We start from the raw sequence: 22764 nt of genomic DNA, 5'->3' as shown, positions 1-22764 counted from the left end.
GAGAACTGGGAGTCATCCCGGAGATCGCCGATGCGCTCGAGACCGAGGGCATCACTTCACCATTCCCGATTCAGGAGATGGCGCTCCCGCTGGCGCTGGCCGGCCAGGACGTCATCGGACAGGCGCGCACCGGCACCGGCAAGACCTATGCCTTCGGCGTCGCCATGCTCCAGCTCGTCGGCAAGCCGAGGAAGAACCGCAAGAAGCCCCGCGGCCTCGTCCTCGTGCCGACCCGCGAGCTGGCCCTCCAGGTGACCGAGGACCTGGTCCTCGCCGCCGGGAAGCTGGGATCGCGCATCCTCACCGTGTACGGCGGGCGCGCGTACGAGCCGCAGATCGAGGCGCTCAAGAACGGCGTCGACGTGATCGTCGGCACGCCGGGGCGCCTGCTCGACCTGGTCAAGCAGAAGCACCTCGACCTGGGCCAGATCACCATGCTCGTCCTCGACGAGGCCGACCGCATGCTCGACCTCGGCTTCCTTCCGGACATCGAGCGGATCATCAAGCTGGTGCCCGAGAAGCGGCAGACCATGCTGTTCTCGGCGACCATGCCCGGCGAGATCGTGAACCTGTCCCGCCGCTATCTCACCCGGCCGACCCGGGTCCGGGCGGAGAGCGGCACGGCCGAGGCCGAGACGACCACGCTGACGACGCAGCACGTCTACCGCACGCACCGCATGGACAAGATCGAGATCCTGGCCCGCCTGCTGCAGAGCAGGGGCGCCGGGCTCACGATGGTCTTCTGCGAGACCAAGCGGGCCTGTGACATGGTCGCCGAGCAGCTCAAGGACAAGGGCTTCGCGGTGGCGGCCGTCCATGGCGACCTCGGCCAGGGCCAGCGCGAGCAGGCGCTGCGGGCGTTCCGCAACGGCAAGATCAACGTGCTGGTGGCCACCGACGTCGCGGCGCGCGGCATCGACATCGACGACGTCACGCACGTCGTCAACTACGACTGCCCGCAGGACGAGAAGACCTACGTCCACCGGATCGGCCGTACGGGCCGGGCGGGCCGCACGGGCGTCGCGGTGACCTTCGTCGAGTGGACCGAGCTGACCCGCTGGAAGGTCATCAACAACGCCCTCTCGCTGGACTTCACCGAGCCCGTCGAGACCTATTCGAGCTCCCCGCACCTGTACGCCGACCTCGACATCCCCGAGGGGACCAAGGGCGTGCTGCCGCGCGCCCAGCGCTCCCGGGCGGGCCTGGAGGCCGAGGAGATCGAGGACCTCGGGGAGACCGGGCGCACCCGGTCCCGCGGCAAGTCCGGTCGGGGAGAGCGGGAGGAGCGCCGCGAGCGCCCCGCCCGCACGCGCGCGCGGCGGCGGACCCGTGGGGGCCGCGTCCAGGACGCCGGGGAGACCGAGACCCCGGTGGCGGCGGAGAGTCCGGTGGAGACCCCGGTCGAGACCCCCGCCGAGACCACTGTGGAGACCACTCTGGAGACCGCTGCCGAGGCCGCTTCCGGCCGCCGTGGGCGCAGGGGCGCGAACGCCGCGGCCCTGACCGGCGCGCTGGCCGAGGTCGCGGCCGTACGGCCCGGCAAGGACGGCGCGGAGGACCACACCGGGGCTACCGAGGCTCCGGTGAGCGGGGAGGTCGCGCCTGCCGGTGACGGGCCGGAGCCTGAGGCGGCGACCACGCGCAGGACCACCCGCCGCAGGACCCGCGTCGCCGACCATGCCGCCGACCATGCCGCCGACCAGGCGCCCGCGGCCGAGGAGCCGGTGGAGGAGCGCCCGGCCCGGCGCCGCAGGACCCGCGCCGCCGACACCGCCGGCCAGGCACTCCCGATGGAGCCGGCCGGGGAAGCGCCCGTGGGCGAGGTCGCCGGCGAGCCCGCCGAGCGGCCGGAGCCGGAGCCGGAGCGGATCATTCCCAGCAGCCCCTTCATGATCGTCTTCAGGTCTCCCGACCTCGCGACCGATGACGACGATCCCGCGCCGTCCGCCGCGAGCGAGCGCGCCCAGCAGCGGCGCCGCCCGCCCCGGCCGCGGCCCCGCCGTACGGGGTGAGGGGCCGGCACAGGCCCGTTCGTCGATGAGCACGACCGCAGGGGCAGGGAGGGCACCGGACAACCGGCGCTCGCCCTGCCCCTGTTCGTCGAGGGCCGCTTCGCCCCGCAGTGGGTATGACCTGGACAGGAGGCATGCGCAATGACCGTCCGAAACCCGCGTAGTCGCTTCGGCAGTGTCGTCGGGATCTTCCCTGGGTATCGTGATGCCACGTGAGTGAGCGAGCCTTCAGCAGACGGTCCAGGACGTGGGGCCGGTCGGGCCCATCGGTTCCCGGGATCCGGGGTGAGGTGGAGGAGGCCTCGTGAGCACGCCACGGTTCCTGACCCTTCCCCCGGGTGTCAGCAGTGAGCAGATCGAGACGCCGCTGGGCTCGTTCGCGGCCCTCGAAGCGCTTCCGTCCAGCGGTGTCCCCGAGCGCTGGCCCGCCCTTCTCGTCCCCGGATTCACCGGGTCGAAGGAGGACTTCATCGCCGTGCTGCAGACGCTCGCGCAGGCCGGCCGCAGGGTGATCGCGGTCGACATGCGCGGGCAGTACGAGACGCCGGGGCCGGACGATCCGGCGGCGTACACGTGCGCGGCCCTCGGCGCGGACATCGACGCGATCGCCGCGGTGGTCGGCCAGGGTGAGCCCGTCCACCTGCTGGGGCACTCCTTCGGCGGGCTGGTCGCCCGGGACACGGCGCTGAACGGCACCGCCAAGCTCGCGTCGCTCACGCTCATGAGCTCGGGGCCCGCGGGCATCGTCGGGCCGCGGGAGCGGATGGGCCGGGTCATGCTGGCCGAGCTTCCGGAGTACGGCCTCGACTACATGTGGTCGAACCGGATGGAGCCCGAGGCGCTGGCGGCGGGCGTCCCCGACGACATCGTCGCGTTCCTGCGCAAGCGGCTGCTCGCCAACCACCCCACCGGTCTCGTGGCGATGGCGCACGAGGTCCTGGGCGCGTCCGACCGCTGTGCGGAGCTGGCCGGATCCGGGCTCGACCTCCTGGTCCTGTACGGCGAGCACGACGACGGCTGGCCGCCGCTGCTGCAGGCCGAGATGGCCCGCAGGCTCGAGGCGGAGTGCGTCGTGGTGCCGGGGGCGCTCCACTCGCCGGCCGTCGAGGCTCCCGAGACCACCGCGGCGGCCCTGACCCGCTTCTGGAACGCGGCGGAGAGCCGGCTGCTCCAGCACCAGCACGGATGACCCGGTCGCCATGCCCGGGACCAGCGGCCTGACCGCCCAGCCTCCGGAGTCCGCGACGTGGCTGGTCCACGTCGACCGGACCATGTGGGTGGGCGGCGTGCGCGGCCTGATGCTGCAGGCCCTGCATCCGCTGGCGATGCGGGGCGTCTGGCAGAACTCCAACTTCCGGGAGGACCCCTTCGGCCGGCTGCGCCGTACGGCGGACTTCGTGGGCCGCGTGACGTACGGCAGCCCCGAGGAGGCCGAGGAGATCGGCAGGCGGGTGCGGGCTATCCACCGGACCCTGCGCATCCGCGACCCCGACACCGGCAGGACCCACCGGGTGGACGAGCCGGAGCTGCTGCTGTGGGTCCACTGCGCGGAGGTCATGTCCTACCTGGAGGTCGTCCGCCGCGCGGGCGCCCCGATCAGCGACCGGCAGGCCGACCAGTACCTCGCCGAGCAGCGGCACAGCGCCGCGTACGTCGGGCTGCACCCGGACGACGTGCCCGGCTCGGTCGGCGAGATGAACGACTACTTCGCCCGGATGCGGCCGGTCCTGCGGGTCATCCCCGAGTCGGCCGCCGCCGTGCGGTTCCTGCTGTGGCCGCGCCTGCCGGAGAGCATGCGCTTCCTGTCCCCGGCCAAGCCGGTCTACTTCCCGTTCGGCGCGCTGTGCTACTACACGCTGCCCGGCTGGGCCCGCCGCCTGTACGGCGCGCTTCCCGAGGTGCCCCAGATCGCGGTCACGGCGGCGTTGCGGGCCTTCCGGGTGACCATGAACACGATCCCCGACTTCGTGCACCAGCAGGTGCTGGACGAGGGCACCAGGGCCATGCTGCGGGCCTCGCGCGAACGCCTGGGCGCCGCCGGATACGACGTCGGCAAGGGCCTCAGGGCGCTGGTCGATCCTCGCCGCCATCCTGGCCGTACGACGGGCTGACCGGCGTCTCGGCCAGGCCGTCCCAGGGGAGGCGGTCGGGCGAGGCGGCCCGCCCCTCGGGGCAGTGGCGGCGGAAGTCGCACCAGGAGCAGATGGGGCCCGGCTCGGGCGGGAACAGCCGGTCGATCTCGGGCGGCACCGCGAGCGTCTCGGCGGCGTCCTCCCGCCGAGGGGCCGGCACGGCGCCCCGGGGGACCCGTTCGCGGTAGGCCTCGTCGGCGTCGGCCGCCTCCGTCGCGATGTCCTCGGCCCGGCGCAGGTGGCGGGCGAGCGACTCGTCGGTGTGCTCCCACTCCGCGACCGTCCCGGTGGGCAGGTGGTGCAGCTCCACCCGGCGGCAGGCCCGGCGCATCATGCGGGACGAGGCGATCGCGTAGACGGCCAGCGCGATCGAGGAACGGGCGTCGTCGGAGGTCGGCGGGCGGCGGCCGGTCTTGTAGTCGACCACGACCAGTTCGTCCCCGCGCCGGTCGAGCCGGTCCACGCGGCCCGAGACGGCGATGACCGACGTACGCGTGGCGACGGTGCGTTCGACGCCCACCGGCTCGTCTCCCGGGTCGAGCGTGGCGACGTAGGAGGAGACCATCTCACGGGCCCGGTCCAGCCACGCGGCCGACTGCTGCTCGTCCCTGAACCCCTCGCGGATCCAGCCGTTGGTGAGCAGCACGGCCGCCATCACGGGCGTACGCCGGTCGTACGGCTCCCGCCACCACGCGGCCAGCGCGTTGTGGACGGAGGCCCCCACGCTGTTGTGCGCCCACGGGGGCCCCTTCTGGGGAGCGGGCCGGTCGAGATAGGTGAACCGGTAGCGACGCCTGCAGTCGAGCCAGGTGTTCAGCCGCGACGGAGTGCAGGTGTAGAGCCGCCTCGGCATGCCGTCGAGGCCGAGCTGCTCCCCTGGCTGCTCCACCGGGGCCCTACTCGTCCAGGTTCAGCTTGATGCCGGACGCCCCGGTGCCGTCCACGAGCGGCGGCGCCGGCTCGGCCTCCTGGGCGCCGGTGAGCGACCCCGACAGCCAGCGGTCGAACTCGGGCTCCAGGTCGCCGATCCTGCCCTCCTCGCCGTGCGCGGGCAGCACCCTGGTCTCGTGCGGCAGCGTGAACAGCCTCTCGCCGATCGAGGTGAGCTGGTCGGCCAGCGCGGGATACTCCCCGCCGAGCTTGCCGGGGCCGTCCATGAGCAGGGTCTTGCCGCTGAAGACCGCGCCGAGGCCCTCGCAGTAGAGCGAGACGCCGCCCGGCGTGACCCCCGGCGTGGAGAGCACCTCCAGCTCGACGTCGGCCACGGAGAACAGCCCCTCGTCCTCCATGTCGATGTCGGGCCAGGTCTCCTCCCAGGTCTGCCGCCACAGGCGCTTGTCCTTGGGGTGCACGGCGATCACGGCCTCGTCCCTGGCCGCCACCTCGATCGCGGCGCCCACGTGGTCGGGCAGGCCGTGGGTGCAGATGACGGCGAGGACCTCGCGGTCGCCGACCTTCTCCAGGATCTTGTCGGCGTCCCGCGCCGGGTCGATGACGATCACTTCGTCGTCGTCGCCCACGATCCAGGTGTTGTTCTCGACCTTGTGCTCGTCGCCTTCGATGTCCACCAGGCCCGAGGTCACCACTCGTTCGATGCGCGCTGTCACGGCTCAGAACCTTACTATCCCCGGCGGTTCGGACCCGCCGTACTAGACATCCCCGTCGAGGCGCGGCGAGAAGGCGCCGAAGGGCAGGTCGAGCGCCTGGTCCTGGTCCCGCAGGTCACGCAGCGACAGGTTGGCCAGCGCGATGAAGCAGCCGGCCTCGACCGGCCAGGCGACCGTCCACAGCCAGTTGCCGAGGGCCTCGCCCACGTAGACGGCCCGGTCTCCGGGCACCCCCCGCCCCGCGCACCACAGCGCCGTCGGATGGCCCCGTGCGTCGATCTTGGCATGCGGCGGCCCGGCGTCGAATCCCGCCCCGGGGTCCGGGCCGGATAGCCCGGCGTACGCGGCGCCGAGACCGATGCCGGGTTCCTCCGCGATGAGCAGCATGTCGGCGGGACCGTGGGTGACCGACGGGCCGGAGAGGGCGACGACGCTCGCCCTGACGCCGGTGCGCTCGTCACCCACCTCGGCGAAGCCCGTCACCAGCCATCCGGACGGCAGCGGCCACGGGAGCCAGACGGGCACCCTGGCCGCCTCGCACAGGGCCTCCAGAGCGGCCCGTGACGGCCGCCGGGGTGGCTGGAAGGGCAGGACGTCCCCGTGGGCGGCGCAACGCCAGGAACTCGACCAGACGTTCGGTTCGTGTAGCGGCCCGAAGCACCGCGGACAAGTTGGCGCGGTTCTCACAAATATTCACGGTGCTTCCGGGATGTCCGTACGTCAAGAGTCTGCCCGTTATCTAGTCGTAATCTTGGTGATGTGCGGTGCATCAGATGTGTGGGCGCGATCGTCGCCGACGCCGACGGGCGTCTGCTGCTGGTGCGGCGAGGCCGCCCTCCCGGCGAGGGGCTGTGGTCGCTGCCCGGCGGCAGGGTCGAGCCCGGCGAGACCGACGAGCAGGCGCTTCGCCGCGAACTGCGCGAGGAGACCGGCCTCGACGTCACCGTCGTGCGGCTCGCCGGGACCGTGCTGCGGCCCGCCCCCGGCGGCGGGACGTACGAGATCCACGACTACGTGGCGACCGCCACGGGCGTGCCGGTCGCCGGGGACGACGCCGCCGACGCCCGCTGGTGGGCGCCGGCCGACCTCGTACGGCTCCCGCTGACCGACGGCCTCGCCGACGCCCTCGCCGAATGGGGGGTCATCTCCGGGATCATCGCTCCGTGACCGTGCTGCGCCAGATGGTCAGGTGGTCGTCGGCGTAGCCGGCCGACCTGCCGATGGCCACGACACGGTCGCCGGAGACCGCCACCGCACCGAGCCACTGGGCCCCCTCGCCGCCGAGGCCGTCCTGGGTGAGCGTCTGGCGCGACCAGTCCACCCCGTCCTCGGAGACCCAGGCGGCGCTGTCGTTCTCACCGCCCGCGCCGGACGACCGGTGCGATCCGACGGCGACCAGTCCCCGCCCGGTCGCGGTCACGTCGAGGACCGAGGCGGCGGCGTCGGCGGGCAGCGTGCCGTACTCCCAGCTCGCGCCGTCGTCGGTGGACAGCGCGGAGAACGGGCGGGGGCCGTCCTCGGTCATCGCGGTGCCGACCGCCACCACACCGGCCTCGGTCGCGACCACGTGGCGCAGCCCCGCCGAGGTGGTGTCCGGCGGCAGGACCCGGCCGCGGGCGTTCCAGTTGAGCCCGTCGGAGGAGACCCAGACCACTCCCGTCTCGCGGTCGGCCGTGCCCGACCCGCCGACCGCCATGAACCCGTCGGGCGTCGCCGTGACGTCGTAGAGGCGCACGCCCGCCCCTCCGGCCGGCATGCTGCCCGGCGCGGAACGGGAGAACCGCTTGAGGTCCGGGCTGAACCACAGGGCGGGCAGCGTCCCGGTGGCGGACCGGTCCTCCCCCGCGAGGACGTAGCCCTTCGGCCCGGCGGCCACCACGCTCGGCGCGAGCAGGAAGTGGCCCGCGGGCACCTCCATCGCGGGACCGGGCCGCCAGCTCTTCCCGTCGGCCGAGGTGACCAGCAGCGGCCGGGTCACCGCCGGGTCGGTCGTCGTGCTGCCCACGGCGAGCCATCCCCTGGGGCCGTGCGCCACGCCGCTGAGCGCCTGGCGACCCGGTCCGCCCAGCAGGTCGGGGAACGCCGCGTCCTTCCAGTTGGCTCCGTTGTTGCCGCTCGTCCAGATCGCGGCGTCGCCGTTGGCGGCGCCCACGGCCACGAACGTGCCGCCGGCGGCGGCGACGTCCGCGGTGTCCCTGGCGAGCCGGTTGAGCCCGGCGATCTCCTTGAGCGGCACGTTGCGCGCCGCCTCGCCCTTCCCCGCGGTGATCAGCACGGGGAGGTTCTCCACGTCGCCGGGTCCGCGCTTGTCGCCGCCCGCCACGAGAACCCCGGCGTCGGTGATGGCCAGCCCGCGCAGCGTCCCGGGAATCCCGCCGAGGTCGGCGCTCCTGGTCCACTTGCGCCCGTCCTGGCTCGTGTAGACGGCGTACCGCTCCCAGGCCGACTCGGCGACCGCCGCGACGCCCGCCGCCGACGCGGCCAGGCCGCGCACGCCCGTCCCCTCCGCGCCGAGCGGCCCTATCGTGCCGCACTGGGTCCAGCCGGCGCCGTCGGGCGAGCAGTAGACCCGGACCTCGCCGCCGTCCGACTTCTGCCGGGTGGGCACGAGCACGAAGCCCTTCCCGGTCGCGGCCAGCGCGCCGGGCTCGGGCCGTACGTCCGTCAGGGCCGCGGCCGTACGCAGCCAGGTGCGGCCGCCGTCGTCGGAGCGCAGGACGACCGAGACCGAGTCGCCCGACCCTTGATCACCGGAGCCGGGATCGGCGAGCGCCACCACCCGGTCGCCCCGGGCGGCCACCGCCCGCATCGCCCTGACCTTGTCGGGGGTGCCGATCTGGTCGGTGTCCACCCTCGTCCAGCCGACGCCGTCGGGCGACACCCAGGCGACCGCGCCCGCCGTGCCGTCACGCAGGGTCGTGGCGCCCACGGCGAGGAAGCCGGTCTCGGTCCGCGCCACGTCGGTGATCCTGTCCTGGCTCCAGAACGCGGTCAGCCTGGCCGGGTCCACCGCCGTCCAGGACCGGCCGTCGGAGGAGACCCACATGCCGCGCGCGGCCGGGCCCGCGGAGCCGGGCGCGTCGGTCCCGACAGCGAGCCAGCGGCCGCCGCCACCCGCGACCCTGCCGACCGCCCCGGGCGCGGACTCGTACCCCGGAGCGTCGGCGACCCGGCCCATCCGCCAGTGCGCGCCGCCGTCGGCGGACACGAGGAACAGCGGCCGGGCGAGCCGGCTCGTCGTGTCGCTGCCCGCCGCCACCACCGTCGCGCCCGCCGCCGCGAACGCGTTGAGCACCTGGCTGGAGCCGTTGCCCGGCAACCCGGGCGCCGAGAACGCCGCGTCGCCCGACTGTCCGTCGCCGGCGGCGAGGCGCAGCCCGGCCGTGGACGGGCCGCCGGCCCATTTGACGACGGCCACGCCCAGCACGGCGGCCACGACGAGGACCACGGCGATCACCGCCGGAGCGACCAGCCGGGGTAGGCGCGGGGGGAACCGCCGGACCGGCAGCACCCTCCTGTGGCGACGACCGCCGCCCGCCCGGGGCGGGCCGACGGCCACGAGCACGTCGGGGCGGGCCGGGCGGCCCCCCGGCGGACGTCCGATGCGCTCGACCGGCTCGGCCGGCTCGGCCGGCTCGACGGGCTCCATGGGCTCGACGGGCGGGTCGTCGTGCTCGGGCTCGACCGGGATCTCGGGGCTCATGCGGATGCCGCCGGGCTCCCCCAGGCCGTGACGCGAGGCGGGCTCGGGCGGCGTGTGCGCCCACACATGCTCCCCGCGCTGGCCGGGATCGTGCCGGCCTGGGTCGTGCTCGCGCAGCGGCCCCGACGGAGGGGTGTCGATCTCGGGGGCACCGGGCCCGTCCGGATTCTCGCGGGGGATCTGGGCACGCCGCCGCCGGGGCGGGCCGGAGGCGACAAGCTTGTCCGGCCGGTTCACGATGCGGCGACGCCGGCCCTCCTCCTGCCCGGGTGACTCCTGGGCCGTCTCCCCCGCCGACCTGGCACCCTCGCCATGCCAGGTCGCAGGGGCGTGCGCGGGGCCGGGCGGGCCGGTCGCGCCCGCGTCGCCGGGCTGTCCGGGGTCCTCGGGACTCCGTCCGCCGGAGCGGCTGTGGCGCGGTTCGCCTGCCCCGGACGACCCTGCCCCGTACGGCGCCGCGTACGGCCTGCGGCCGGTCCGGGGCCCGCGGTCGCGCCGCGCTTCCGGCTCCGGCCCGTCGCCTGCGTCCGATCCGGGGCGCGGAGCCCAGATGCCGCCGGGTAAGTCCGGGTCGGGTGAGCCCCCGTCGCCGACCGTGCGGTACGGCCGGGTGTCCTCGTCGTCTCCCGGCTCGCCGGCGTCAGGAACCGCGTCAGCCGCGTCAGCCGCGTCCTCGGGAATCGGGGCCGCGAACGGAGGCAGCGCCCACGGGGACGGGCCGGGCGGCCGGTGGTGCAGCTCCGGCGGGGGCACGGAGGAGGGTTCGCCGTCGCGTCGACGGTCGCGCTCGTGGGGGCCCGAGGCCACGCTCAGTACCTCCTCCCCGGAGAGGTCAATCCGGACCGTTCCACCTGTGGTACGGCAAAGCGATCACAGTGATACCCCATCACGAATCCAGAGCAACACGGGAAGAGCGTGGGGGCCATACCTCTCTAGTGAGATTTATCGGGAGAGGGTCTGAATTGCCCACTTTCGGGCGATTATCAACACGCCGATACCGAAAATCGCGAACTGGACGGCCGATCCGATCAGCGCCTGCCAGGGCACCTCGCCCTGTTCCATCGCGCTACCCATGTCTCCGGAGGCCGCCACGACCCCGAACGCCACGATGTTGTTGGTCGCGTGCAGGGCGATCGGCGCCTCCAGCCCGCCGGTGCGGACCGCGAGCCACCCCATGAGCATGCCGAACGCGAAGACGTAGGCGATCCCCCAGCCCGTGTAGCCGTGCGAGGCGGCGAAGGCCGCCGCGCCCACCAGGATCGCCGGCCACGGATTGCGCAGGTACGCCCCGAAGCCCTGGATGATCCACCCGCGGTAGGCGTACTCCTCGGCCGCCGACTGGAACGGCACCAGCAGCAGGATCACGATGATGGCGGGGAGGAACTCCTCCCAGCCCGCCCAGCGCAACCCGGGATCCACCCCGGCAGACATCAGCATCCCCGCCTCGGCCGTCTGACCGAGCACGACCGCCACCAGCGCGACCAGCAGGCAGGCCCCCAGCCAACGCCACCGCAGCCGCAGGGCCACCGACGACAACGACCCCGGCGGTCTCCGCTGGACCAGCCACGCTGCGCCGAGCACCAGCGGCAGCAGCAGCGCGATGACTCCCAGCTGGAACCCGAGGTCGAGGACGGGATCGGCGAACAGCCGGGTCCCCGTCCGCACCATGGGCACGCCGGTGACCAGCGAGACCACGAAGGCCACCAGGCCGACGGCGATCGAGAGCGCCAGGAAGACCGCGATGATCGCCGCCGTGCCGAGGATCGGCCGCCACCAGCGGTGCAACGGCGTACGGGCCAGGCGGTCGTAACGCGTGCCGGGCGGGGGCGGGACGTCCCAGCGGGCACGCGGGGGCGGACCCCACTGATACGGCCCCGGATAGGGCCCGGGATATGACCACTGCGGCTGAGCCGCAGGATGCGGCGGTGGCGGTGGCGGTGGCAGCGGCTGTGGCAGCGGCTGCGGCGGACCGGCCGGCCAGGCGGTCCCGCCCGCGTACGGCCCGGGCGCCAGGTAGGGACCGGGCATCTGGGTCGGCCCGGCGGCCTGATCCGGGCCCGGTGCCTGGGCCGGATCCGGCTGTGGTTCGTTCATATGTCCATTCTTCGCGTACTGGGGACGATCAGCTGGGCGGGGTGAAGGAGCTGGACCGGGGAAGGCCGGCGGCGCGGCCCTTGGCCGCCACCACGAGGGCCATCTTCCGCGACGCCTCGTCGATCATCTCGTCCCCCAGCATGACCGCGCCCCGTTTCTCGACCGTCGTGTAGTACTCGTACGCGTCGAGGATGAGTTCGGCGTGGTCGTAGTCCTCCTGGGAGGGGGAGAACACCTCGTTGGCCGCCTCCACCTGCGACGGATGCAGCACCCACTTGCCGTCGAACCCCAGGGCGGCCGACCGCATCGCCACCCGGCGGAAGCCGTCCAGGTCGCGGATCTGCAGGTACGGCCCGTCGACCGCCTGGAGGCCGTGCGCGCGGGCGGCCATCAGGATGCGCATGAGGATGTAGTGGTAGGCGTCCCCCTCGCCGTACCCGGGGGGCTGCTCGCCCACGACCAGCGTCCGCATGCCGATCGAGGCCATGAAGTCGGCCGGGCCGAAGACCAGCGTCTCCAGCCGGGGCGAGGAGGCGGCGATGTCGTCCACGTTCACGAGGCCCCGGGCGTCCTCGATCTGCGCCTCGATGCCGATGCCGCCCTCGGGCAGGCCGGTGGCCCGCTCGATCTGGCCGAGGAGGGTGTCGAGCCAGGCCACGTGGGAGGCGTCCGCGACCTTCGGCAGCATGAGGCAGTCGAGCCGGTCGCCGGCGCCTTCGACCACCTCGATGACGTCCCGGTAGGTCCAGTGGGTGGTGAGGTCGTTGACCCGGACGACGACCGTCTTCCCCGTCCAGTCGCCCTCCCTGAGCGCGGCGACGACGTTGCGGCGCGCCTCGTCCTTCGCACCGGGGGCGACGGAGTCCTCCAGGTCGAGGAAGACCTCGTCGGCGGCGAGGCCCTGGGCCTTCTCCAGGAAACGCGGATTGCTGCCGGGCACGGCCAGGCACGAACGTCGAGCGCGCATGGGCACACCGTAGCGCGGTGATTAGGCTGGGGCGCATGACCCTGCCGGTGATCGAAGAGGGCGCGAAGAAGTCCAACGTGCTGTGGCTCGGCCTGCCGTCCGGGGTCCGGCTCGCCTGGCACGTGTGGCACGACGGCGCGGTCTACGTGGTGACCGGCGGAGGGGAGCAGTCCCTTCCCGGGCTGGCCGAGGTCGCGGCCGAGCGGGGTGAGATCGAGGTCGTGCTGCGCAGCAAGGACAACGGCGCCGAACTCGTCCGCTTCCCGGCCGTCGCCGAGGTGGTGGACCAGGCGGCCGCCCCCGAGGCCGTGGCCGCGCTGGCCAAGGAGCGCCTGAACGCCCGCGACGCCGCCGGTCTGACCGCCCGCTGGGCCGAGGGGTCCACCGTCGTACGGCTCGTCCCCCGAACGTGACGGCGTCAGACGCGTACGGTCTCGGCCGTCTCGGCGGCGTGGCGCTCGGAGCCGAGCCGTACGGTCGCGGTCTGGGCCAGCAGAGCCCCGGCGAGCACGATCGCGCCTCCGGTGATCTGGGCGGTCCCCAGGCGCTCGCCGAGCAGCACCCAGGCGATCACCGCCCCCGCGATGACCTCCACCGAGGCGACCGTCGCTCCGACCGCGGCCGACAGCCGCCGCACGGCCGTGACCCCGGTCGTGTACGCGACGACCGTGGCCACCACGACCAGCACCACGGCGACCACGGCGACGGGGACCGTGTGACCGGAGACCTCGACGGCGCGGGTGAACGCCGGCCAGTCGATGTTCCAGGGCCGGGATACGGGCAGCAGGACCACCGCCGAGCCGAGCATGCCCCAGCCGATCAGGCCCAGCGTGTCCACGTCGTCGCCGAACGAGTCGCTCATCAGGAAATATCCGGCGCAGCAGGCGGCGGCCACCAGACCGAGCAGCAACCCGAGCGCGTCGAGGCGCAGGCCCTCCCAGACCTGCACGACGATCGCCAGGCCCACGATCGCGATGAGCGCCCCCAGGTAGGCCGAGCGGGGCAGCCGCAGCCGCCGGACGAACCGCACCCACAGGACCACCAGCACCGGCGAGGTGTACTCGAGCAGCAGCGCCACGCCGACCGGCAGCCGGGTGATGGCCAGGAAGAACAGGCCCTGCACGGCCGCCACGGCGATCACCGCGTACGCCGCGAAGAACAGCAGGCGGTCGCGGGGGATGCGCAGCGCGCGCGGCCTGACGACGGCCAGGACCGCCAGCAGGAGCACGCCCGCCCCCGCCATGCGGACCCATACGGCCTCCAGCGGCGTGAGCCCCGCCATGCCGAGGATCTTCGCCATCGGTCCGGAGAACCCGAAGCAGAAGGCCGAGACGCCCGCGATCGCCAGGCTGACAGCCCTCATCGTCACCTGCCCATGTAATTACCAATAAACGGCTTTGATCCTGTCATAACCCTGAGAAGTGCGCACCCTTGCGTAACCTGACAGAGTGGATCGGATCTTCGTGGCCCGCCTGGCGGGGCTGGCGGTCTTCGACCCGGCCGGCGACCAGATCGGCCGGATCCGGGACGTCGTCGTCTCGTTGCGAGGACCGCTGCTCCCCCGGGTCCACGGCTTCGTCGTCGAGGTCCAGCCACGCCGCCGGGTCTTCCTGCCGATCACCAGGATCACCAGCATCGAGGCCCGCGCCATGATCTTCACCGGCAAGCTCAACATGCGCAGGTTCGAGTGCCGGGACGCCGAGACGCTGGCCATCGGGGAGATGCTCGACCGCACCGTCGAGTACAAGGGCGAGCGGGTGACCGTACAGGACCTGGCCATGGAGCAGCCGCGGCCGTCCGACTGGCTCGTCACGAAGGTCGCGGTACGCCGCGGGACGCGGCGCAGGGGCGAGACGCTGATCGTCGACTGGGACGAGGTCACCGGGTTCACCGGAGTCCAGAAGGACCAGGGCGCGGCCAACCTGCTCGCCGTCTTCGAGGCGCTGCGCCCGGCCGACCTGGCGAACATGCTGCACGAGCTGCCCACCAAGCGGATGGCCGAGGTCGCCGCGGCGCTGGACGACGACCGGCTCGCCGACGTCCTGGAGGAGCTCCCCGAGCGCGACCAGGTGCTCGTGCTGAGCCGGCTGCACCGGGAGCGCGCCGCCGACGTGCTGGAGGAGATGAGCCCGGACGACGCCGCCGACCTGCTGCAGGAGCTGCCCGCCGAGCAGGCCGAGGGGCTGCTGCGGCTCATGGTGCCGGAGGAGGCCGCGCCGGTCCGGCGGCTGCTGACCTACGGGGAGTACACGGCCGGCGGCATGATGACGACCGAGCCGGTCATCCTCCCGCCGACCTCGACCGTGGCCGAGGCCCTCGCGCACATCCGGCAGGAGGAGCGGCCCCCCGCCATCGCCGCCCAGGTGTACGTGACCCGCCCGCCGAGCGAGACGCCGACCGGGCGCTTCCTGGGGGTGGCGCACTTCCAGCGCCTGCTGCGGGAGCCGCCGTCGACGCTGCTCGGCAGCGTGATAGACATCACGGTGGACCCGATCAGGCCCGAGCTCACCGTGCATGAGGTGGCGTCGTATCTCGCGACGTACAACCTGGTCGCGGTCCCCGTCGTGGACGAGCTGAGCCGCCTGCTCGGCGCGGTGACCGTCGACGACGTGCTGGACCACATGCTGCCGGAGGACTGGCGGGAACGCCCATGACAGAACGGCTCGACCAGCCGCGCGAGCTGACCTACCGCCTGCGGCTCTACTACGACCCCGAGGCGTTCGGCAGGTTCTCGGAGCGGTTCGCGCGGTTCCTCGGCACGGCGCGGTTCATCGTGTACATGACCGTGTTCGTCACGGTCTGGCTGGTGTGGAACGTGTTCGCGCCGTACAAGTTCGACCCCTACCCGTTCATCTTCCTGACCCTGATGCTCTCGCTCCAGGCGTCGTACGCCGCGCCGCTGATCCTGCTGGCGCAGAACCGGCAGGCCGACCGCGACCGCATCCAGTACGAGCAGGACAGGGTGACGGCCGAGCGCAACCAGGCCGAGATCGAGTACCTCACCCGGGAGATCGCCGGCCTGCGCATGGCGATCGGCGAGGTGGCCACGCGCGACTACATCCGCTCGGAGCTCCAGCGTCTGCAGGACGAGCTGAGCGCGGATGCGCCTAGATCGCCCGGGGCGGGTTCGGAGGATCCCCGCTGAGTCCATAGCATGGATTCATGGCACCATCCCCTGAACTGGTCATGGCCGCGCTGGCGACGGTGAACGACCCGGAGATCCGCCGGCCGATCACCGAGCTCGGCATGGTCAAGAACGTCGACATCTCCCCCGACGGGGTGGTGCGCGTTGGCGTGTACCTGACCGTCGCCGGCTGCCCCCTGAAGGACACCATCACCCGCGACGTCACCGGGGCCGTGTCCCGGATCGACGGCGTGTCCCGCGTCCATGTGGACATGGACGTCATGAGCGCCGAGCAGCGCAAGGAGTTGCAGACGAAGCTGCGCGGCGACCGCGGGCCGGAGAAGGAGATCCCCTTCGCCAAGCCCGGCTCGCTGACCCGCGTGTTCGCGGTCGCGAGCGGCAAGGGCGGCGTCGGCAAGTCGTCGGTCACGGTGAACCTCGCCGCCGCGATGGCCTCCCAGGGCCTGAAGGTCGGCGTCGTCGACGCGGACATCTACGGCCACTCGGTGCCGCGCATGCTCGGCGTGAGCGAGCGGCCCACCAAGGTCGAGGACATGATCATGCCGCCGGTGGCGCATGACATCAAGGTCATCTCGGTCGGCATGTTCAAGCCCGAGGGCAACACTCCGGTGGTCTGGCGCGGCCCGATGCTCGACCGGGCGCTGTACCAGTTCCTCACCGACGTCTACTGGGGCGACCTCGACGTCCTGCTGATGGACCTGCCCCCGGGCACCGGCGACATCGCGATCTCGGTCGCCCAGCGCCTGCCCACGGCCGAGATCCTGGTCGTGACGACCCCGCAGCAGGCCGCCGCCGAGGTGGCCGAGCGGGCCGGGTCGATCGCCGCCCAGACCCACCAGCAGATCGCGGGCGTCATCGAGAACATGGCGTGGCTGCCCTGCCCCCACTGCGACGAGCGCATCTCGGTGTTCGGCGAGGGCGGCGGCCAGACCGTGGCCGACGCGCTGACCCGCACGCTGGGCGCGCGCGTGCCGCTGCTCGGCCAGGTGCCGATCGACATGCGGCTGCGTGAGGGCGGCGACGAGGGCAAGCCCCTCGTGCTGACCGATCCCGACGCCCCGGCGGCGGCTGAGCTGCGCCGGATCGCGGCCGGGCTCGGCAAGAAGTCGACCAGCCTCAAGGGCCTGAAGCTCGACATCTCGCCGGTCAAGCACTGACCCGGGTCAGGTCGCCTCGTTGTCGTACGGCGGGATCTCCCCCACGCCCAGTTCCGGCGTGGGGGCGGCGACCGGCTCGGCCGTCGCCGAGGTGCCGTTCCAGTCGTTCTCGAGGTCGTCGAGCAGGTGCTTGCGCACGAAGTTCTTGGGGTTGAGGTCGGTCGGATCGAAGTTGGCGAACTCGGGCCCCATGTTGGCCTGCAGATCCGCCTTCGCGTTGTTGGCCATCTGCCGGAGCTGCCGCAGCGTACGGCCCGCCTGCGAGGCGGCCTGGGGCAGCTTCTCCGGTCCGAAGACGAGTAGGGCGATCACCACCAGCGCCAGGGCCTCCCCCCAGCCGAGTCCGAACATGGCGATCTCCTCCTGCACGTGCGACTGAAATCAGACTAATGCCCGCGCCCCGAGCTGTGGACAGGGGACGCCCTGCTTCATGAGGCCGGCTTCATGAGGCCGGCTTCATGAGGCCGGCTTCATGAGGCCGGCTTCATGAAGGTCGCGCGCTGGGGGCGGGCGCCGCGCCGACCGTGACCGTCGCCGTCCGCACCTCGCCGTCGTGCCGGAACTTGATCCGCACCTGGTCGCCCGGGGCCTTGCTGCGGATGGTGACGATCAGCTCCCGGCTGTCGCTCACCGGCTGGCCGTCGACCTCCAGGATGACGTCCCCCGGGCGCAGGCCCGCCTTCGCGGCCGGACCTCCCGGCGTGACCGGTGCGGCGCCGCCCTCCGTCTGGGTGGCGATCCGCACCCCCTGGCCCTGGTAGCTCTGGTCGATCGTGATGCCGATCCTGGAGGTGCGGGCCGCTCCGGTGGTGATGAGCTCCTGGGCGATCCGGCGCGCCTGGTTCACCGGGATCGCGAAGCCGAGGCCGATGCTGCCGGACTGCTGGCCCAGCAGGGAGCCGCCGACGGTGGCGATCGCCGAGTTCACCCCGATCACCTCGCCCGCGGCGTTGACCAGGGGACCGCCCGAGTTGCCGGGGTTGATGGCGGCGTCCGTCTGGATCGCGTTGATGAGCGCGTAGTCGGACCCGGTGCTGCCGCCCGCCTCGACGGGCCGGTTGAGCGAGCTGACGATGCCGGTGGTGACCGTGCCGGTCAGGCCGAGGGGCGAGCCGACCGCGATGACGGGGTCACCCACGACCACGCCGTCGGAGTTGCCGAGGGGCAGCTCAGGCGCCCTGACGGGCCCGTCGGGCTTCACGACCGCGATGTCGGAGTTGGGGTCGCGGCCGACGATGCGCGCCCCCGAGGAGGTGCGGTCGTTGTAGCGGATGCGGATCTCTCCGACTTGTCCCGCCACCGCCACGACGTGGTTGTTCGTGACGATGTAGCCGCCCTTGATGACGAAGCCCGACCCGGTGCCGGCCTCGCTGTTGCCCTTGACCTCCAGCGAGACCACGCTGGGCAGGACCTTGGCGGCCACCCCGGCCACCGACTCCGGCGGCCGGGCCGTGGGCTGCTTCGACGGCGTGCTCAGCGCGTACCCGGGGTCGATGCCGGAGGACGGACGCGTCAGCAGGAACGTGCCCCAGCTCGCCACCCCGCCCGCCACGAGCGCGATGACCACGGCCAGGGCGGCGTACAGCGCGATGTTCGGGCCGCGCGGCTCCCGCTGCGGCGCGACGGGATACAGCGGCGGCGGAACCCAGCCGGGCCCCATGCCGTACGCGCCGGTGAGAGGCGGAGGACCGGCCGGAGAGTCCTCCTGCGCCCCCTCCTGCACCCCCTCCGGCCCCAGGGCGCCCCACGGGCCCGCAGCGGGCCCCTGGGGGGGCTCCTCGCCCGCGGGAAGGAACTCGGGCCGGTCCGACGCGCCGAACGAACGCGTGTTGTCCGTCATCGCGGCAGTCACTCCTCGCACACGGCCTCATCCGCTGGGCAGCCGCGGTAACGAGGAAAGCGGCACACGACGGCTGCGGTGTCCGATCGTATGCCGATTCCCCCGATCAGCGCGAAAGCCCCCTGGTGACGCTGGGTGACGGGGTGGGCGACACGCTCACCACGGGCGCCCTGTTCTGGGCGGGATGCTGTACGAACATCTGGCCGGGCGTCGGGTTCGGGGTGGCGGTGGATCCACCGGCCATGAGCATGGTGCCGAGGGCGACGGCGGCGCCGGCCATTCCCACGGCGACGTATCCCGCCCGTCTGACCCTGCCGGGCCGTCCCGGCCCCGATCGTCCGTCGTCCCGGCCCCGGGGCCGGTTGTCCATCGGCCCGGCGGCGTGCATGCCGGGTAGTCGCCCGGCGCCGAAGGCCGGATGGTCGGGAAAGGGCCGCATCCGCGGCGGCAACGGCCCTCCCGGCTCCGCCATGCGCAGCAGCGACATGGTGAGGTCCGCCGGCATGGCGGGCGGATCCATGGACCGCAGGCGGGTCTTCAGCGCCCGCATCGCGTCGACCTCCGCGCGGCAGTCCGCGCAGAACGTCAGGTGCGCGAGCGCGCGCTCCCGCTCGTTGTGACTGAGTTCGCCGTCGATGAGCGCGGAGACGCGCTCGCCAAGATGACTCACAGTCCCTCCCTGCTGATTGAAGGGGGGGTTTGATCGCCGTTCCGGTTCGCGGAGGGCGCCCGGTGGTCGAGCGCCTCCCGCAGCTGGGCGCGGCCGCGGTGGATGCGGCTGCGCACCGTGCCGAGTTTCACGCCGAGCGTCGCGGCGATCTCCTCGTAGGACAGTCCCTCGATGTCGCACAGCACCACGGCCGCCCGGAACTCCGGCGCGAGGGCGTCGAGCGCGGCCTGGATGTCGGGCTCCAGGTGCGCGTCGTCATACGCCTGCGCCGGGGACGGCTCGCGGCCGTGCAGCCGCTCGGCGGCGTCGTCCGCCAGCCCCTCGAAGCGGATGCGCTGCCTGCGCCGCGCCATGTCGAGGAAGAGGTTCGTCGTGATCCGGTGCAGCCACCCCTCGAACGTGCCCGGGGTGTAGCTCGACAGGGACCGGAAGACCCGGACGAAGACTTCCTGAGTGAGGTCCTCGGCGTCGTGGACGTTGCCCGTCAGCCGGTACGCCAGCCGGTATACCCGAGCGGAATGAGTTCGGACGACCTCCTCCCAGGTGGGAGGCGTCCAGTCGGACACCGAAGTCTCCGCCTGGTGGTCGTGCTCGTCCACCGGCATTCCTCTCTGCAGGATCGTCGCTACAGCCATAGTGCCTGGTTTCGCCCCTTCCTGCGCACCGCGGGCTGAGCGGTCTCGAACAAAGACCGTTCAAAGCGTGCAACGTCCCCGTTGTGGCGTGAGTTCCCGTTCCGGTCCGACTCCCCTAGGCTGCGTCCAAGATGAAGCAGGGGAGGGAGAGGCCGATGGCGACACCGGCCAGCCTGGAGTACGCGGAGGAGTTCGTCCCGGAGGACGACATCCTGCGGACCGCGCGCCGGCGGGGCATCGAGGTCGGGGCGCGCCCGATCCTGCCCGGGTGCGGAGCGGCGCTCTGCTTCCTCGCCACCGTGGTGAACGCGCGCTCGGTGGTGGAGGTCGGCACCGGGTGCGGGGTCTCCGGCCTGTGGCTGCTGCGCGGCATGCGCCCGGACGGCACGCTCACGAGCGTTGACGTGGAGCCGGAGCACCAGCGCATGGCCCGCCAGACGTTCGCGGAGGCCGGTTTCTCCGGCAGCCGCATCCGCCTGATCGGCGGCCGCGCGCTCGACGTCCTCCCCCGACTCGCCGACGGCGGCTACGACATGGTCTTCTGCGACGCGGCCAAGCAGGAGTACATCGACTACCTCACCGAGTCGGTGCGGCTCCTGCGCGGCGGCGGGGTCGTGGTCTTCGGCGACGCCTTCTGCGGCGACCAGGTGGCCGACCCCACCCAGCGGGACCCCGACACGGTCGCCATCCGCGAACTGGGCAAGCTCGTCAGGAACGACGAGCGGCTGCGCCCGCTGATGCTGCCGCTCGGCTCCGGCCTGCTGGCCGCCGTCAAGCTCGGCTGACCGCAGCCCGCCAAGCGCTCCGCCGGAGCGCTCTCATGTCATCTTGTACGCCCTCATCAGGGTCTGCTTCGTCCCGCAGCGGGCGAACCGCAGCTTGTACGGCTCGCTCACACAGGCCCAGAACTCGATCGTTCCGCTGTTCATCTTCCTCGTCTTCTGCTCGACGCAGTCGACGTTCTTGTAGAAGTTCATGTAGCGGTAGGTGTGACCCTTGTAGCGGATCTTGACCATCGCGTAGCGGTGGTCGGTGCTGCGATCGCAGATGATGACCGTGTCGCGGTCGGTCAGCGTGGCCTCCGCCAGGGCGTTGCCGTGGCCGTCGCTGATCCGCGCCGTGGCGAGCGGCGAGGCCGAGGCGGAGGCGGCGGTGCCGACGGTGGCGGTGGCGAAGGCCAGACCGGCGACGGCCGTGGCGAGCAGCTGCTTCTTCATCGCTGTTCCTTTCCGTTTTGTGCGACTTCCAGTGTTTTTCTCCAGGGAGTTGGAGAGCGGAAGTCGCCGGAAAGTTCGCAGCGGCGGCGGTCAGACGCCGTTCACAGAACGGTGGTGAGGTAGCGGAGGAGCAGGCGGACGCCGAAGCCGGTGCCGCCCTTGGTGATCTCGCCGTCGTCGGAAGCGGCCCGTGCGGGCCCCGCGATGTCCAGGTGCGCCCAGGGCCGCCCGCCGGTGAACTCGCGCAGGAACAGCGCCGCCGCGATCGACCCGGCGGCACCCGACATCGTCCTGTCGACGTTGGCCAGGTCGGCCACGTCGGAGTCGAGCACCGAACGGTAGTCCTCGACGAGCGGCATCCGCCACAGCCGCTCCCCGCTCGCCTCCCCCGCGGCGGCCAGCGCGGCGGCCAGCGGCTCGTCGGTGGCGTAGAGCGCGCCCAGGTTCACGCCGAGGGCGACCTTGGCCGCGCCGGTCAGCGTGGCGACGTCGATCACGACGTCCGGGTCCAGTTCGGCGTCCGCGTACGCCAGCGCGTCGGCCAGCACCAGGCGGCCCTCGGCGTCGGTGTTCAGCACCTCGACCGTGCGCCCGCCGTACTGGGTGATGACGTCTCCGGGCCGCTGCGCCGAGCCGGAGATGGAGTTCTCCGCGCACGCCACGAGGCCGGTGACCCGCACCGGCGCCTCGAAGGCCGCCAGCGCGCTCATCGCGGCGATGACGGCGGCCCCGCCCGCCATGTCGGTCTTCATCGCCTTCATGCCCTCGGTGGGCTTCAGGGACAGGCCGCCGGTGTCGAACGTGATGCCCTTGCCGGCGAGCACCACGTGGGCGCGCGGGTTCTCCGGCGTGTAGGAGAGCTGGACCAGGCACGGCGGGCTGATCGACCCCTGCCCGACGGCCCGGATGCCGCCGAACTCACCGAGCTCGGGCTCCTCCCACACGCGTACGCCGAGCCCGGACTCGGCGGCGACCGCCTTGGCCTGCTCGGCGAGCCAGGCGGGCGTCTTCACCGAGGACGGGGTGTTGACGAGGTCGCGGGCGAGCGCGGTGGCCCGCGCGACCGCCTCGCCGCGCTTCAGGTCCCGCTCGTCCCCGCCGACGAAGACGATCTCCCCCACCGGCTTCGTGCGGCCGTTGCCGATGGTGAACGTGTACGCCGCGAGCAGCGCGCCCTCGACCAGGGCGGCCGTCTCCCCCTCGGCCGGGACGACGACCGACAGCGACGCCCGGCCCTTCGCCCGCCTCACGACGGCCGCCCCGGCCTTGCGCAGCGCGGCGGCCGAGCCGTCGCCGGTGCCGTACAGCAGGACGCGCCGCACACCGCCGTCCCGGAGGGTGGGCACCTCCACGACCTCGCCGGGCTCTCCCTTGGCCTCGTAGTGCGCCAGCAATGCGTCCACCGGCACGGGAGACTCCAGCCAGGGCGCCGCGGCGGGGGCCGGTCCGGGTCCGAAAGGCACGGCCACCAGGTCGGCGTCCGGCGCGGGCCCGGCACCGTGAGCACCGGTGAGGACCGGCGTGGTCTCGATGGGCACGTCCACCTCCAACAGGGCGGCCCCGGGACGGGATCACCCGCCGCCAG

The 22764-nt window shown here is 72.8% G+C and carries 21 protein-coding genes and 1 pseudogene; 9 read left to right on the top strand and 13 right to left on the bottom strand.

Annotation, left to right across the window (positions count from 1 at the left end):
- Nucleotides 1-95: 95 nt before the first annotated feature.
- The 3 genes and pseudogenes from ABZ857_RS33655 to ABZ857_RS33645 all read left to right on the top strand — a co-directional run.
- Nucleotides 96-1340 (top strand): annotated as a pseudogene (locus ABZ857_RS33655) (DEAD/DEAH box helicase); the annotation flags it as partial.
- A 976-nt stretch (nt 1341-2316) separates the two neighbouring features.
- Nucleotides 2317-3201 carry an alpha/beta hydrolase gene (locus tag ABZ857_RS33650; protein WP_357051286.1) on the top strand — a complete coding sequence of 295 codons (885 nt, stop codon included), beginning with the start codon at nt 2317-2319 and terminating at the stop codon, nt 3199-3201.
- 10 nt (nt 3202-3211) lie between these two features.
- On the top strand, nt 3212-4123 hold the full coding sequence (locus ABZ857_RS33645) for an oxygenase MpaB family protein (RefSeq protein ID WP_357051282.1): 912 nt from the start codon (nt 3212-3214) through the stop codon (nt 4121-4123).
- On the opposite strand, the gene ABZ857_RS33640 is transcribed toward ABZ857_RS33645, so the two are convergent.
- From ABZ857_RS33640 to ABZ857_RS33630, 3 genes are read right to left on the bottom strand one after another with little or no spacing between them, the layout of a single operon-like run.
- Nucleotides 4074-5033, bottom strand: coding sequence for a PD-(D/E)XK nuclease family protein (locus ABZ857_RS33640; protein WP_357051279.1), 960 nt, complete (start codon nt 5031-5033; stop codon nt 4074-4076). The genes ABZ857_RS33645 and ABZ857_RS33640 overlap by 50 nt on opposite strands.
- 7 nt (nt 5034-5040) lie before the next feature.
- A complete protein-coding gene (locus ABZ857_RS33635) occupies nt 5041-5751 on the bottom strand; it encodes an MBL fold metallo-hydrolase (RefSeq protein WP_357051276.1) in 711 nt (236 codons plus the stop codon).
- A gap of 42 nt (nt 5752-5793) precedes the next feature.
- Nucleotides 5794-6438, bottom strand: a complete 645-nt coding sequence (locus tag ABZ857_RS33630) for a DUF6758 family protein (RefSeq protein ID WP_357051273.1) — start codon at nt 6436-6438, stop codon at nt 5794-5796.
- Between the two features lie 72 nt (nt 6439-6510).
- On the opposite strand from ABZ857_RS33630, the gene ABZ857_RS33625 reads away from it, so the two are divergent.
- Nucleotides 6511-6918: an NUDIX domain-containing protein gene (locus tag ABZ857_RS33625; RefSeq protein ID WP_357051270.1), complete on the top strand. Its 408-nt coding sequence runs from the start codon at nt 6511-6513 to the stop codon at nt 6916-6918.
- Here the strand turns inward: ABZ857_RS33625 and ABZ857_RS33620 are convergent.
- From ABZ857_RS33620 to ABZ857_RS33610, 3 genes are all read right to left on the bottom strand, one after another.
- Complete coding sequence (locus tag ABZ857_RS33620) at nt 6905-10261, bottom strand: hypothetical protein (RefSeq protein WP_357051267.1); 3357 nt, start codon at nt 10259-10261, stop codon at nt 6905-6907. The two genes, ABZ857_RS33625 and ABZ857_RS33620, sit on opposite strands and share 14 nt — an antisense overlap.
- Nucleotides 10262-10396: 135 nt before the next feature.
- On the bottom strand, nt 10397-11548 hold the full coding sequence (locus ABZ857_RS33615; protein ID WP_357051264.1) for a type II CAAX endopeptidase family protein: 1152 nt from the start codon (nt 11546-11548) through the stop codon (nt 10397-10399).
- Between the two features lie 28 nt (nt 11549-11576).
- The gene (locus ABZ857_RS33610) at nt 11577-12515 is read right to left on the bottom strand and encodes a CoA ester lyase (RefSeq protein ID WP_357051261.1); all 939 of its coding nucleotides are present in this window, start codon (nt 12513-12515) and stop codon (nt 11577-11579) included.
- A gap of 35 nt (nt 12516-12550) precedes the next feature.
- On the opposite strand from ABZ857_RS33610, the gene ABZ857_RS33605 reads away from it, so the two are divergent.
- On the top strand, nt 12551-12928 hold the full coding sequence (locus tag ABZ857_RS33605; RefSeq protein ID WP_357051258.1) for a hypothetical protein: 378 nt from the start codon (nt 12551-12553) through the stop codon (nt 12926-12928).
- A gap of 5 nt (nt 12929-12933) precedes the next feature.
- On the opposite strand, the gene ABZ857_RS33600 is transcribed toward ABZ857_RS33605, so the two are convergent.
- On the bottom strand, nt 12934-13878 hold the full coding sequence (locus ABZ857_RS33600) for a DMT family transporter (RefSeq protein WP_357051433.1): 945 nt from the start codon (nt 13876-13878) through the stop codon (nt 12934-12936).
- 85 nt (nt 13879-13963) lie between these two features.
- On the opposite strand from ABZ857_RS33600, the gene ABZ857_RS33595 reads away from it, so the two are divergent.
- Genes ABZ857_RS33595 through ABZ857_RS33585 form a run of 3 tightly spaced genes read left to right on the top strand, consistent with a single transcriptional unit; the run spans nt 13964 to nt 16817 of the window.
- Nucleotides 13964-15169 carry a CBS domain-containing protein gene (locus ABZ857_RS33595; protein ID WP_357051255.1) on the top strand — a complete coding sequence of 402 codons (1206 nt, stop codon included), beginning with the start codon at nt 13964-13966 and terminating at the stop codon, nt 15167-15169.
- Complete coding sequence (locus tag ABZ857_RS33590; protein WP_357051252.1) at nt 15166-15660, top strand: DUF1003 domain-containing protein; 495 nt, start codon at nt 15166-15168, stop codon at nt 15658-15660. Before ABZ857_RS33595 ends, ABZ857_RS33590 begins: the two co-directional genes overlap by 4 nt.
- 17 nt (nt 15661-15677) lie before the next feature.
- The gene (locus ABZ857_RS33585) at nt 15678-16817 is read left to right on the top strand and encodes a P-loop NTPase (RefSeq protein ID WP_357051249.1); all 1140 of its coding nucleotides are present in this window, start codon (nt 15678-15680) and stop codon (nt 16815-16817) included.
- Nucleotides 16818-16823: 6 nt separating this feature from the next.
- Here ABZ857_RS33585 and ABZ857_RS33580 read toward each other — a convergent pair whose 3' ends face one another.
- The 4 genes from ABZ857_RS33580 to sigE all read right to left on the bottom strand — a co-directional run bounded on the left by ABZ857_RS33580 (nt 16824) and on the right by sigE (nt 19932).
- Nucleotides 16824-17168 carry a sec-independent translocase gene (locus ABZ857_RS33580; RefSeq protein ID WP_357051246.1) on the bottom strand — a complete coding sequence of 115 codons (345 nt, stop codon included), beginning with the start codon at nt 17166-17168 and terminating at the stop codon, nt 16824-16826.
- Nucleotides 17169-17301: 133 nt separating this feature from the next.
- Nucleotides 17302-18657, bottom strand: a complete 1356-nt coding sequence (locus tag ABZ857_RS33575; protein WP_357051243.1) for a trypsin-like peptidase domain-containing protein — start codon at nt 18655-18657, stop codon at nt 17302-17304.
- Between the two features lie 106 nt (nt 18658-18763).
- Entirely contained in the window at nt 18764-19327 is a 564-nt protein-coding gene (locus tag ABZ857_RS33570; protein ID WP_357051240.1) for a zf-HC2 domain-containing protein, read from the bottom strand.
- On the bottom strand, nt 19324-19932 hold the full coding sequence (gene sigE, locus ABZ857_RS33565) for an RNA polymerase sigma factor SigE (RefSeq protein WP_079319394.1): 609 nt from the start codon (nt 19930-19932) through the stop codon (nt 19324-19326). The genes ABZ857_RS33570 and sigE overlap by 4 nt, the downstream gene beginning before the upstream one ends.
- A gap of 185 nt (nt 19933-20117) precedes the next feature.
- Here sigE and ABZ857_RS33560 point away from each other — a divergent pair, with 185 nt between their 5' ends.
- On the top strand, nt 20118-20747 hold the full coding sequence (locus ABZ857_RS33560) for an O-methyltransferase (RefSeq protein WP_357051237.1): 630 nt from the start codon (nt 20118-20120) through the stop codon (nt 20745-20747).
- 33 nt (nt 20748-20780) lie between these two features.
- On the opposite strand, the gene ABZ857_RS33555 is transcribed toward ABZ857_RS33560, so the two are convergent.
- Entirely contained in the window at nt 20781-21179 is a 399-nt protein-coding gene (locus ABZ857_RS33555; RefSeq protein WP_357051234.1) for a hypothetical protein, read from the bottom strand.
- 101 nt (nt 21180-21280) lie between these two features.
- A complete protein-coding gene (locus tag ABZ857_RS33550; protein ID WP_357051232.1) occupies nt 21281-22717 on the bottom strand; it encodes a leucyl aminopeptidase in 1437 nt (478 codons plus the stop codon).
- Between the last annotated feature and the right edge of the window lie 47 nt (nt 22718-22764).

This window comes from Microbispora sp. NPDC046933 (assembly GCF_040644635.1).
In the GTDB taxonomy this organism is placed as follows: Bacteria; Actinomycetota; Actinomycetes; order Streptosporangiales; family Streptosporangiaceae; genus Microbispora.
Note: the sequence above shows the minus strand (reverse complement) of the source record. Positions and strands in the feature narration are given on the sequence as shown.

Bases quoted from the DNA above. Each gene is read 5' to 3' on its own strand.
- ABZ857_RS33615 (WP_357051264.1), bottom strand. From the start codon at position 11,548: ATGAACGAACCACAGCCGGATCCGGCCCAGGCACCGGGCCCGGATCAG.
- ABZ857_RS33560 (WP_357051237.1), top strand. From the start codon at position 20,118: ATGGCGACACCGGCCAGCCTGGAGTACGCGGAGGAGTTCGTCCCGGAG.
- ABZ857_RS33605 (WP_357051258.1), top strand. From the start codon at position 12,551: ATGACCCTGCCGGTGATCGAAGAGGGCGCGAAGAAGTCCAACGTGCTG.
- ABZ857_RS33610 (WP_357051261.1), bottom strand. From the start codon at position 12,515: ATGCGCGCTCGACGTTCGTGCCTGGCCGTGCCCGGCAGCAATCCGCGT.
- ABZ857_RS33585 (WP_357051249.1), top strand. From the start codon at position 15,678: ATGGCACCATCCCCTGAACTGGTCATGGCCGCGCTGGCGACGGTGAAC.
- ABZ857_RS33555 (WP_357051234.1), bottom strand. From the start codon at position 21,179: ATGAAGAAGCAGCTGCTCGCCACGGCCGTCGCCGGTCTGGCCTTCGCC.
- ABZ857_RS33600 (WP_357051433.1), bottom strand. From the start codon at position 13,878: ATGAGGGCTGTCAGCCTGGCGATCGCGGGCGTCTCGGCCTTCTGCTTC.
- ABZ857_RS33580 (WP_357051246.1), bottom strand. From the start codon at position 17,168: ATGTTCGGACTCGGCTGGGGGGAGGCCCTGGCGCTGGTGGTGATCGCC.
- sigE (WP_079319394.1), bottom strand. From the start codon at position 19,932: ATGCCGGTGGACGAGCACGACCACCAGGCGGAGACTTCGGTGTCCGAC.
- ABZ857_RS33590 (WP_357051252.1), top strand. From the start codon at position 15,166: ATGACAGAACGGCTCGACCAGCCGCGCGAGCTGACCTACCGCCTGCGG.
- ABZ857_RS33645 (WP_357051282.1), top strand. From the start codon at position 3,212: ATGCCCGGGACCAGCGGCCTGACCGCCCAGCCTCCGGAGTCCGCGACG.
- ABZ857_RS33575 (WP_357051243.1), bottom strand. From the start codon at position 18,657: ATGACGGACAACACGCGTTCGTTCGGCGCGTCGGACCGGCCCGAGTTC.